At 36.3% G+C, this 12,901-nt stretch carries 8 protein-coding genes; 2 read left to right on the forward strand and 6 right to left on the reverse strand.

The features are described 5' to 3' along the window. Positions 1-321 precede the first annotated feature (321 nt). Positions 322-576: a type II toxin-antitoxin system Phd/YefM family antitoxin gene (locus RIV7116_RS31500; protein ID WP_015122392.1), complete on the forward strand. Its 255-nt coding sequence runs from the start codon at positions 322-324 to the stop codon at positions 574-576. Further along, entirely contained in the window at positions 573-992 is a 420-nt protein-coding gene (locus tag RIV7116_RS31505) for a type II toxin-antitoxin system VapC family toxin (protein WP_015122393.1), read from the forward strand. Before RIV7116_RS31500 ends, RIV7116_RS31505 begins: the two co-directional genes overlap by 4 nt. A 953-nt stretch (positions 993-1,945) precedes the next feature. On the opposite strand, the gene RIV7116_RS31515 is transcribed toward RIV7116_RS31505, so the two are convergent. The 6 genes from RIV7116_RS31515 to RIV7116_RS31540 form a co-directional block, all read right to left on the reverse strand. After that, positions 1,946-5,386 carry a virulence factor SrfB gene (locus RIV7116_RS31515; RefSeq protein WP_015122395.1) on the reverse strand — a complete coding sequence of 1,147 codons (3,441 nt, stop codon included), beginning with the start codon at positions 5,384-5,386 and terminating at the stop codon, positions 1,946-1,948. A gap of 139 nt (positions 5,387-5,525) precedes the next feature. Further along, entirely contained in the window at positions 5,526-8,087 is a 2,562-nt protein-coding gene (locus RIV7116_RS31520; protein WP_015122396.1) for a dynamin family protein, read from the reverse strand. A 647-nt stretch (positions 8,088-8,734) separates the two neighbouring features. Further along, the gene (locus RIV7116_RS31525) at positions 8,735-9,412 is read right to left on the reverse strand and encodes a PEP-CTERM sorting domain-containing protein (RefSeq protein WP_157229361.1); all 678 of its coding nucleotides are present in this window, start codon (positions 9,410-9,412) and stop codon (positions 8,735-8,737) included. Positions 9,413-9,941: 529 nt separating this feature from the next. Continuing rightward, positions 9,942-10,778: a DUF1194 domain-containing protein gene (locus RIV7116_RS31530; protein ID WP_015122399.1), complete on the reverse strand. Its 837-nt coding sequence runs from the start codon at positions 10,776-10,778 to the stop codon at positions 9,942-9,944. A 748-nt stretch (positions 10,779-11,526) separates the two neighbouring features. Further along, complete coding sequence (locus tag RIV7116_RS31535) at positions 11,527-11,973, reverse strand: ArsC/Spx/MgsR family protein (protein WP_015122400.1); 447 nt, start codon at positions 11,971-11,973, stop codon at positions 11,527-11,529. Between the two features lie 103 nt (positions 11,974-12,076). Then, positions 12,077-12,685 (reverse strand): hypothetical protein, encoded by a 609-nt coding sequence (locus RIV7116_RS31540; RefSeq protein ID WP_015122401.1) that lies wholly within the window; start codon positions 12,683-12,685, stop codon positions 12,077-12,079. Positions 12,686-12,901 lie beyond the last annotated feature (216 nt).

A 12,901-nucleotide genomic window follows, 5' to 3' on the forward strand; every position in this document is an offset into this window, starting at 1 on the left:
AAACTGCAAACAGAATTAACAGTTACCCGCTCAATGTTAAAGTTCAATGTGGGCATAAATTTTATTTATAACTACGGCGGCGATCGCGCATAATTAACTTATACGTCAGCAATGTAGTACATAAGTACTTTGTTGTCAGGTATTATATTCTTGGTAATCACATACGCGGACAAGATTTACCTTGTTCGCTTTTTCTACTGCAATTTTATCATTATTGTTTTCTAGCTTGCTAATGCTTGATTAAAGCGCTGTTCGTAATCGCTTATAAATTACAGTACAATAGAATTAAACGTCTAGACTGGCTAGATAGATATATTTAATATGGAAAAATATTGGCAGCTACAAGAAGCAAAGAATAAATTTAGTGAAGTGGTAGATAAGGCTATCAATGAAGGAGCACAAGTTATTACTAGAAGGGGTGTTGAAGTCGCAATAGTTGTATCATATACAGAGTATCGTCAGATGATAGCCTCAAAAAAGAAGATTTCCGAGTTTTTTCGCGAGTCTCCTTTAGTTGAAGAAGATTTAGATTTTAGTAGGGATAAGAGCGATGCTCGGGAAGATATTGTATTATGAAATATCTGCTCGATACCTGTGTAATTTATGAATTAGTAGCAAAAAAACCTTCCAAAAAAGTTATTGATTGGATTGATAATATTGAGCAAGAAAATATTTATTTGAGCGTTATTACTATTGGTGAAATTCGTAAGGGAATAGAGAAACTACCCGAATCAAAGCGAAAAACGAATCTTCAACAATGGCTAAACGATGAGTTACTAATACGCTTTCAAGGCAAAATATTGGTAATAGATACAGATGTAATCTTGGTTTGGGGAGAATTAACCGGAAGACTCGATATAGAAGGAAAAAGAATGCCTGCAATTGATTCTTTAATCGCTGCAATTGCGATACACAATAATTGTAGCTTGGTAACTAGAAATGAATATGATTTTAAGGATGTCGGCTTGAGTATTGTTAATCCTTGGCAATAAAAAATTAGGCATTCGGTATTGCATATTGCTGTGAAAATATTAATTCAATTTAAAAATATAAAAGCATTGTAGTGCTGTCACGGCGCAAATATGTTTAATCTTCAATGACAACCTTGAAAATGCCGTAACGTAGCATCAAAAGTTGTATAACCCAATTAATCCACCAAATATCAGAATGGACGTATTGCTAATCAATCCCAAAACACCAAGACAACTATTATAAAGAGTATATTTAGCATTTGATGAAAGCAATTTCTGTAAACCGGGAAAAATAAACGGTAAAAACGCTATTATTGCAGGAGTTAGGCAAATGATAATTACATCTCGAACAGATATGGTTTCGCTAACACGAGCTCTGGCAATAACGCAAATTGCAGCTAAAAAAAATTGAACTATAAAAGGAACAATATAAGCAACTATCCACCGATAATTGATTCCTAATTCATAAACTACCTCCCAGAAATTAATAAATATACCGAATAAAAATCCCAATAATATTATGGGAACATGCATGGTGAAATAAAAAATGACTGTCAATTCGTAAAATATCCACAAATTGATAAAAAGTATGAATCCAATTGAAAAATCTAAAAGTAATGCTTCAAACACCAATTTAAAAAATGATTATTTATCTTACTTATACCATTTATTCAAATCTTAAAACTGATTAAATATTTTACTTCAACTTTGTAATTAAAGACGATTATAAATACTGTAGGGTGCTGTCACGGTTTGAAAATTATCAATATTAAATTACCATATTGAAAATACCGTGACGCACCATATATAGTATGATAAATAAAATCTCTAATCAAAAGTTTTAAATAAATGATGGTGCGTTACGGCATTATCACAATAATAACCTTTAATTCAAATTATCTAGAGCCGTAACAGCACCCTATAAATTAATATTTATTTAAACTGCTAACTGTTCACTGTTCACTGGTAACTGATTAATGCATCCCACAAAACGGATCTCTTTCGGCTTCAACATTGGTAGATTGCGGTTGTAATGAATCCCTAAAAACACATCCTTCTTGTTTCAGAAATTCAGGATTAGTTGATGTCCAGTAAGATACTTCAAAAGGATGTACGCGCAATATTCCTTTAAAATCTAAGGTTACATAATAACGACAAGGATATTCGCTATTTACTATCGGTTGCGGTAATTCTCCAATTAATTCCCATGCGTTAGATTGCGGGTTGCGAAATTGGAAGTAAAATGTGTGTTTTCCGCTGGCTGGAAATGGTGGAAGTTCGGCTATTAATCCGATGGTTTGCGGTTGCATTGTGTCGTTTTCGTAGCGAAATACTCGTAATTCTTTGCTGTAGTCTTTACCGGCTTTGAATAATACTGTATGTGCATCTGTTTTTAATGCGTTTGCTGCTTCGACGACGTTAACTGCTATGTCGCAGATTACTTGGGATTCGTCGGTAATTAGTTCTTGATTTCCGATGGCTTTGGCTGCATCTACACTGGGAATATTTAATGGTATTAAATAGTGGGGTGTTCCGCGACAAAGCAATAAATCAATATCTAGTTTTTGATTGATTTCAAATTGAACTTTGATATTATTTTTAAAGTCATCTTCGGTGATTCCTAATTTTTTCATTAAAGCGTCACCGTTATAACTTCCCCATAACTGTAACTTCATTTTTTCAAAGTCTTGTCTTCTGATATTATTGGTTAGCTGCATTCCCAACCAATTACTACGAAGTTTTGCCATTCCTTCTTCAGCTTTGAGTTGGTAAAGTTCTTGCCCAGCGTGGAAAATTGGTACTGGGCTGCCACCGATAACTTCTCTTACGAAGGAACAAGGAAGGAAGTAAAATAAGTTTTTGACATCTATATAAAGTTGATTTGCTCCTTTCCGAAGTAAATCTTTTGATTCTTGAGGAGAAAAGCTTAATTGACGCAATTTTTCCGCAAAGCAAGCTCCGGCAGATGTAGCTAATTTGGTATATTCCGGTTCAAAGGTGACTCTTTCTTCATTCCAGACAAAGTAATCTGATTTACTAAATACTCGATAAAGCTCCCGTTCGACTAGTTCTAAATTACAAGTTTTTCCAGATAAAATTAACCAGTCTACTTGTTCTTTCTTAACTTTATCTTCGTCTTTCTCTATAAAATTTATTTCGCTGACAAACTTTGATTTAAAAGCATTTTCAATTAACCCAGAAGCGATACCGATTGCTTCTTGAATTACTGGGGAAGCTGCTTTCTCAAATTGCTCTTGGGTTAAAGTAACGCTAATTTTTTCAACTAACTCTGTGGGTAATTGAATATCGTTTTGGTAAAGTAATTCCGAGATTTGCTGTCCATCCAAAACGAATATCGCTTCTTGATTATCATTTCCAGAAAAACGCTTTTGTCCCAAAGCTAATTTCGCGTTTTCAGCATGTTCCCAAAGGTCGTAAAATGTTTGAGAGCGGGATGAACGATTTTTCCAACGGGTAGGTAAAACTTTTTCAGCGTCGTTTAATGCTTCCTTGTAAGTATCGCCTTCGCGAATTTCTTTATCAACACAAGCTAACAGCGAACCTTTCCGATATTTACCGTTATCTAAAAAGCGTTCGTTTAATTCTTCCGGCTGTACTTTCAAGACATCCCTAGGTAAAATATCATCACTTACAGCACTCAATAAACAATCCGCGATCGCAGTTTTTAACAACAAGAATAATCGCAGCGAAATTAATTCCCCACCCAACTGCAAATGACCCGAAGAACCCAACAGTTTTGGTGTAAGTTTATAATAGCGTCCCCCATCACCTCTATCTTCGGTAGGTTCAAAAGGATCGAGTTCCTCCAACGTCAGTCGAATTAATGCTAAATCTGTAGTTCCCCCACCAATATCCAACACTAAAACATTTTGCCACCATTTATTCCCATCGTGACGACAGCGACTTTTAAAAGATTCAATTCCTAAGTTTAAATCACCACCAAATTCTTGCCATAAAAAGAAGATAGCAGCAGAAACCGCTTCATCATAAGCCATTTGTACATCTTCGATACCCAGCTTCTTAACCAAACTTTCGATTTCCCGACGGATAAATGGGGAAGCAATTGTCGGATATGTCAAAACAGCACGATAAAAATCACCATCGCTGCATTTTCCGGGATACCGCTGACGATATTTCTGGGTTAATTCAATCAACTGAGCGTAAGCAGCTTGTAAAAGTTGATTAACCGCAATAGTATCTTCCTTACCATCCAAACTTATATCAAAACTGCGCTCTTGACCAAAATAACGCTTCGGAGAATGCAAAAATCTACCGTCAATATCTTCCCCTTGCTTAATCGCATCCAACCGATGCTGATAAGCTTGCTCTCCCAACATCACTTTTACCTTTGCTGGATCTTGAGTTGGTAAAGAAGGTTCTAAATTAACCACCTCCAACTCCGACGGAATTTCATTTAACCGTCTATCCTTATCCAACTCCACCGGTAACAAACTTTGCCATTCCAAAGCCGGAACCCGAAAAACCTGATGATAAATTTGATTTAATCTTTTACTAGCAGCCCGACGGAACCAACCCAAACGCTTACTCAGACAGATTTCTATTTCGCGAATTGCCTCTAAAAGCTGTTCTCCCCGTAAAAGCTGTAAATTCGCTGGATTAAAATCTTGCAAGTTTTTACTGAGATGAGCAAATAACTTTTGCCACTCAGCATCCCAGACATCGCGACCAATACCCGGAACTTCATCCACCGGGCGTTGCGTTAACCAAAAAGCCAACTGCTCGCTTAACTTTTCCTCTTGTTCGCTGGGTAAAGTATGGGGAGTGACAATAACTTTGGGATCGTAAAGCGTCACCGTAGAATTAGAAGTACCAAAATCAATTGCAAACCAACCGGGATAGGTTATATCAGATTTTTCTGATTTCCCCGAACTAACCGATAAAGAGTGATTTAGGATAGGAGTTTCGCCGATCATATCTTGATTAGTAATTTTTTCAGTAAGTTCCGGATTTCTCCAACGAGCATTTTCTTCAGCAAAAGTCCAAATATTGCAATCAGCAGCGGCAGTTTTTTTCACAGATAAAATTGCTTTACCCGCATCATCAGCATCAAAATACTCAGCAGTTACCCGCAAAGTCAAATTTAAGCCCTTCGGTAAAGGTGGATTCCAAATACAATCATTCTGTTTTAACCGCTGCGGAGAAGTAAGTCTAAGTAATCGATCGGTACTAAAACTGACACTTTTATAAGCAGATTCTATTTGTTCAGCTAATGGCGATCGCTGTCCCAAAACCTTAATTTCAATCGAAGAAATAAACGGAGAATTAGGACTATCAACCGGTTTTATCTCCACAACCGGCAATAATAAAAGTAAAGGGTCAGTTTCTTTAGTACGTAATTGATAACGACTAAAAAGTTCTATTTTTACAGGCATTTTTTAAATTAGGAGTTAGTTGTTAGTTGTTAGTCGTTAGTTGCTATGAATTAAGAATCACTAATGATTAATCATTAATCAAGAATCAAGAATCATTAAAAAATCCGTGAAATCCGCGTCATCCATTTAATCCGTGTTCCTATTCCGGATAAGAAATAACAGTAATCCGCTTCATAGTATCCAACCAAGCTGGAGTCGAAGCAGAAGTAGTTTCCTCAGCAGAAGCAATATATCTCAACAACGGTTCGTGTTTCGATTTCAATAATTCCTGTAAACTATCAACTATCTCCTTCAAAGCCATTGAAAAAGAACCTTTAACTTGTTTCGTCAACTCGCTGACGTATTGAATTAAATGTAATCCCGCACTCGCAGTAATTTCATCCCGCAATCTTAACACTGCAATTTGATGGTTAAATGGTCTTGGTGGTACGGAAAATTGTTTGTCGGGACTCCAATCGAATATTTGTCCTTTTTGATGTTGTTCGTCTTTTCTTGCTAAAGGAAATAAACTATCGGCATTAATAGGTACAGTACTATTAGCTAATCCGCTGTGTTGAATGATTAAGTTTTGCCATTTATTAGTCGGATCGATAGCTCTTAACAGATATCTATATAAACGAGTTTCTCTCTTGCCAAATTTCTCCTGAATCCGCACCTCCATTTGCGGTTGGATAATTTCTTTAATTTTATTCCGCTCTAACTGTACTTCTGCCGATAATTTGTTAAATAAATCTTTCACCGTTTCCGCAGTTCTTTCGTGAGCGAATGACTGCATTTCGTTAACTGTCTTGACGAAGGAATTATAAAAATCATCGCTTTGGGTGGGAATTGCGTCTTCTTCTTCGTCTTCTTCAAAAATGCTTTCACTTTTAGTAAACGTAATTGTCCCGTTTTTAGTTCTGTCAAACAATAAAGTCCACTCGCTCCACTCAAAAAAGATTTTGTTGGTTAACTCATCTTTGACAACATCACTCAAAGTTAACCCAGTACGATTTTTTAACATCGGCTGTTTTTCTAAATCTTCCTGAAATTGCCGATATGTAGTGACTAAATTCTCAATTTTCTCTCTTAACTCCAAAAAAGCAGGATTCTCCACCACCGGAATATAAGCCGGAATCTGTTCCAGTACAGCTTTTAAATTATTTTGCTCCTTCATTACAGTTTCCGCAGACCTTTGCGTATCTTCCAAAAGCTGCTTCATTCCATGCTGCCCCACATGGTCTTTGAGTAAAGAACGCAACCGACTTATGCCACCATCTTCAGCATAATCACTAAGCTGTTTGTGTAAACTACTTGACTGTGGTAGCATCTCCCCCAACTTTCGCCATTTTTCCCGTAGCTGAATTTCCTCGGTTTGATTCGGCTTTTCTAAATCCGGTAAAAACTCTGGAGAACAAACTTGTATCAAGGAAGAATATTCTGCTTGCTTCGTTAATCCATAAAGCTGCGACAATAAAACAATATTTTTCTTCTCAGTCGTCAAATTACTTGCACTAGCAAGAGTTAAATGCAGAATTCTCAACTTTTCTAAAACAGCTTCTTCCGATAATAAAGGTTCATCCAAAACCTCATCCATCGTCAAAATATCGCGACTTGTCAAAGGAAGCTGATTAAACCTTCCCATACCAACAATAATCCTATCCCTTAAATCTTGCCCCTTATCCCGTTCCAACATACTGCGAATTTTCGCTGCTGTAACTCCACCCGGATACCTACCGTTGAGCAACAGTAAAATTGTTTGTACCTCAGTCAACTCCCTTAACGACAAAAAGGTATCTCTAATACCAGAATCAGCCGCACCCAAACCGGGAAAATCTAACAATACAAACTCATTTGTTCCCTGTAAACCCGATAAATCCCATATCTGTTTTGCTACTTCAACCGTGATATCTATCCGTCGAATCAACGAGAAACTATTGTGTAAATCCCTGGCTGAAGGCTGCGCGAAAGTTTCCCAACGCTTCGGAGATTGGGGTAAATCGCGAAACTTCAACTCCAAAATATTCATTGGGGGTTCAGATAATCTCAAACCCTTATTCGCTGTGAAATGGTCAATTTCGTAACTTCTACCGCAGATATCTTTCCCGTAAGCGCTATAGGTGCGAACGAATACCACCACTTCCCGCAAAAGCGCCCGTAATTCCAAACTTTGGGTTTGATTCCAAGCTTGCTCGCACCAAGTTAAAATCCCGTTAGTATCGACAAAACTAGTAGGATACAAACTTTTTAAAGTTGCTAAAGGTGCTGCGGGTACTTCCGCTAACTTTGCTCTACCTTCCACCACCTTGAGCATAAAACCCAAACATTCTTTTACTCCTTCATGGGAAAGATACTCAACCCTAAACTTACTAACCCTTGTCGTTTGTAACTGCTGTTGCTGCACCAAATGAATCGCAGTTACATTACCCGTTGAAGGAGTTTCGCTTACTGGTAAAGCATCCGCAAAACCAATTAAACTACCAATCAACAGAGTTTTACCGCTACTAAATTCTCCCATCACGCCAATTTTGACGGGAGAAGAAGCCAATTCGACAGTAGAGCGAGCAGACTGTACCAAACGCTGAATGTTTTCATGGATACTTGCCGGTACCCAATCCTCTTGAGGTGGAGGATTCTCCGAAACCAACTCCAAACTTTGAAGTACCGATTCCGCATACTCCTTATAGCGGCGTAATTTCTCTACTGCTATATCACTTTTCATACTTGCTCCCGATTCACGCAGAGATTATTTTTCCACTTAAATTTTGGTAGATGACAGCGATACTGAGGTTTAGTTAATTAGTTAACTATAAATTGATAATTTTGAACAATTACCATGAATTTCAATGAGAAACCGCATTCATTACAGCTTGTTGACTTTAAAAATTAAATTAACGTTTCAAATAAATTAATACCACTATTTGGTACTCAAATATAAGAACAATAAGTTTTTGTTCGATTTTAACAATATATATTTAATTTATTTTTAAGTCAGGATTTATTCATTAATTAATTTAATCATTTTAGCTGCGGTTTCATCTGGTTCCGTACCTAATAATATATTTTTATACACAGTTATTAATGTAGGCAAATAGAATAATTTTGACATTATAGACTTAGTTAGGATTGACGATAAGAATAGGTACTAAAGCGCAAATGTTATCACTATTTACACTAAATTAGCTGCCAATTTGGCAAAAATTAATTTACAAAAATCATTTAGTCTAGGTTGGGTTAGACACACCAAGCAATTTGTGATTAATCACGAATCTGAAAGCGTCGTAACCCAACGTCAATTTGTATATAAAAAGCAAAAAGACGCAGCATTACTACGTCAATACATTTAAAAATACAAAAAATCAATTAAGATTAAGCAGCAGTTTTGTTCTTCTGTTTTCTCTTGATTGCAACTCCCATTCCCCCAGCAACTACAGTTCCCAAAATAGTAATAGGTTCTGGTGCAGGTTTAGTATTGTATTTAGCGAACATTACTTTCGAGTTCGAGGGGTTAAGAAGGTTAAAAGTTGGTTCAAGCGATGCCACACTATTCAAACAAAATGGAAGAGTTAAACTTGTCTTGCTAGGGTTGTAAGTACAAGTTAAATTGTTAGACATCCATTCACCCTGACTATTGAGTTGCCCATAGAAAATTTGTAACTCATCTGCATCGTTAATGTCGTTACGCAAACCCCCACTAATAAAATAATTTTTTGGGGTAAGAAGATTTCCATCTGCTACCTGATTACTTAAATCACTATTTAACTCAGCTACAACAGCATCTGTAGCCTGTTGAATTGGTGGATTTGCTACATTTGGTCGTACATTGGCAGACAAAGTTGGTGGTGTCCATACAGGAGCAAAAGGATTCCCAAAAACATCTGCAAAAGTACCGTAGGTAAAATCTACATCATACTTTTGTCCATAAACATTTAAATCATTTATCCCGGTAGCTACTCCATTAGAAGAGGTAACTGAGACAGCATTTGCTCTACTTGCTGCGAACATACCCGAAAGCATTAACAATATGAAACTTGTACTAGCTGTCAATAAGTTAACTAGTCTCTTATTTAGCATTATGTATACCAAAAATTACTGTAATAATCTCAAGATAGTTTTTTGGTAGAAATTCCCCCGCCCTATTCAGAGCATATATACGCCTAGACTTATTCTCATACGATGGAAATAGGAGTTATATTTATTACGATATAGATACGTCAACTAAATGCAGAGAAAACTATATACCTCTATTAGCACTTTATATTAACTTCATAAAATTGTTGCATCGCTTTACGTTAAATTCACATCCAATTTAGTAGGTTGGATTAAATGTGCGGGGGTTGCTGAATTGAACTATGAATGCATTTCATAATGACGCGATCGCGTTATTTCGCCTAAGCCCTGAATTATTTTGCGATCGCTTTCAAGATGATATTGGGTTTCTCTGGTTCAACCCAAGCTACGAATAGCAATACATATAACCGGATATCTTCAAGACACCCGGTTTAGAGATTTTGAATTTAAAGATAAATGCACTTCCTTGCTTGTGTCAGAGTAATTTCACAAGAATAATTAGGCTCTACTTTTGTTTTAAACAGAGAATAGTTTTGTATTTGTATTTAGCAGTAGAAGCAACCCCAAAAGCACCAAATGCCAGTAAACCCATTATTGAAGCAGGTTCTGGAATAGAAGTTGTTGGAGGAGTCAGAATAATTTCAGCTTTGATTTTCTTGTCGATTGCACTACCGAAATCTGCAAATGTACTGGCTTCAACAACAAAACCAGGATTGCCATCACCGTTTACACCTCCTATAACATTGTTTTCATAGAAAGCTTTCACCGAAGAACTACCACCAATAACGATACCGTTGATTGCATCAATACTGCTGTTCAAAGCATTATCACGTGCATTAGCTGTATTAAGAGCGCTACCCCTTCCATCACCAGATACATCTATAACTTGACGCTCTCCATCAAACTTGTTAGTGCTAAATAAAGGTGTTGCGAAGTCAATCGCAGAGCCAGGAGAAGTACTGCCACCAAAAGGACGATTAGCTCCATTAATTGCATTCGCAAAATTCTGTGAGGCTTCAACGCTATCAATCAGAGTCCAGCCTACAACTTCCTGTTGAAGAGTAGAACTAGACCAGTAAATATAATTAACTGCTATTTTTCCCTTTTCACCTTTAGAAATAAAATTATTGAAAAGAGAAGCATTCGAGAAAACGCCTACATAGCCTTGTTTTTGTAGATTAAATTCGTTGTCATTAATACTCCCCGATACATCTACAAGTAAAGATAATTCTATATCTACAGAAGTTAAACTTGCTGCATTTGCGCTCGCACAAATAGCTAATGTTCCTAAACCAGTAGATATAGTTAATAATGTGGTTTTGAAAAGATTGGAAAAGTTCATAGGTCATTCAACTATTGTATTTTGTAACGACTCAAACAAATTTCATGAGCAATTTTTTTGATTTAATAGAATTAGTAAATTCTTTTTAATCAATCTAATAACTGCTATTAGTAATAAACCAGTTAAACGAAAATTAGAGTTGTATTTCAATCAAGCTAAAAGCTGCTTAAACATTACATGTCTAAGCATAAAAAGGTATAAAAGCTAAAATTATGAAAGTAAATTCAAATATAGTTTTTAGCCAAATCAAGTCTTTATTTCTTGGTAAACCCAATCAATACACACATAGATTAGGGGGTAGAGCATTCAAATTAAATCTATGTTTTTCCCTTACTAATAAGGCTAACTAACAACACTAGTATTTCTGCTAGTTCATTTATTTAAATTACTATATAAGCTTTTCTCTGGCTAGAGTTTATACTGAAATTCACACAAAAATTACAATGCAATATAGACTCAATAATTTCTGTAATCCTTATTAAACAGCTATTAATCGTTTTTTTAAATTAGAATCATCAACAAAGAATCATAAAGCACATTTGTTTATTCATACTTATAATTACTGAATACAAAAGAGGAATTTGGGTTTCTCTTCGTTCAACCCAACCTATGAATTAGTGAAAATATTACACAGATAAAGAGTTATTAGCAAAAACCGGACATCTTCTAGACATCCGGCTCCTAAATTCCAACTCAATTTTATCTACGGAAAACCAATTACCGATTACCAATTACCCATTACCTAAAATCAATGATGATGATGTCCACCATTTTTATGAGCACAACCTTGTAAATCCGTACTCATCAACTTTTGACTGACTTCCTGTAAAGCCTCATCTTTAGGTGTTAAGCCAATCCAATTTTCGATAACCTGGGTATCGAAACCGATTTCACCGCGATAACCAACTTGAATTAAAGGACGACGAATAAGTAACGGTTCCTCTAACATCAAATTTAAAGCAGTTTCGGCATCAATTTGTTCGGGATTAATTTCACCAGATTTGATTCTAGGTGAGGAGCGGTTAAACCAATCCGCTACGGGACGATTGTTGAAAAACCAGCGCAAACGTTCTTTAGTCCATTTTTCTTCTAAAATATTATGCGCTTCAACTTGATGTCCGGCTGCTGTTAATAGAGTTTTTTGTTTAGTGTTATTTCTACAGCCAGTTTTTTCGTAAAATATTACCTTTGCCATAATAATCTCCTAGTTAGTTGTTAGTTATTAGTTGTTAGTAGCTAGTTGTTAGAAACTATCAAATATCAACTATCGACTATCAAATAACAACTATCATTAATAATCAAAAGTTTTTTGCAGTATGATTTACTGTGTCAAATTCAAAACGTTCTTTTGACCGAGTTTCTCCGTATAAATTAAAAGTTACGGTAGGTTCTTCCATTGCTTCGACGCTATGAATTGCACCGGGCGCAAAACTAACAATATCCCCAGGATTTAAAATAATTTCTCCTGCGGTTTCAATTTTATTTGGATGTTCTGCGGTAGGATTTCGCTTCCAAATTGTATTTTTTTCTTGTCCTTTTAAGACTGCGACAATTCCCCAAATTCCGTGATTATGAATATTGGATTGCGTTCCTTTTGTGAAGGTTACAGTTTGGACTGTAAAAGGAAAACCCAACTCATCATATAAAAGTTTAACAGATGTTCCGGTGTTAGTATCGGGTTCGGGATGTTGAATTTTTATCCAGTAGGAATTAACCAGCAATTTTCTTACTAGTTGCCGAATTTCTGCTAGATAATTGTTCTCATCTAATTGTTTTTTGAGAATATCTTCTAGTTCGGTAAGAAAGCGATAAAGACGATAATTCTCAGTAATTAAATCCCATGCTCTCGCAGATTTACAAGCTTGATATTCACCATCTTCGGTTACAAGCCAGTCTTTTCCGTCCATAATACAATTTTAGATTTTGCAGAAAGTTGGGGGGAAGATATTATTCCACCAAACTGAGCCGCACATAAAGGTGAACGGGTGTAGATTTTCGAGGCAGTTTGCGGTGAGTTAGTGTGGTCAGCCAGTCCGTTGCGGAGGTTCCCAAGTCACTGCGTTGCGCGGGTTTCCCGCGTTGTAGCAAGTGACGCTCCGTTATAGGAACTGGCGTGGTTTCCC

This window comes from Rivularia sp. PCC 7116 (genome assembly GCF_000316665.1).
Classification (GTDB): domain Bacteria; phylum Cyanobacteriota; class Cyanobacteriia; order Cyanobacteriales; family Nostocaceae; genus Rivularia.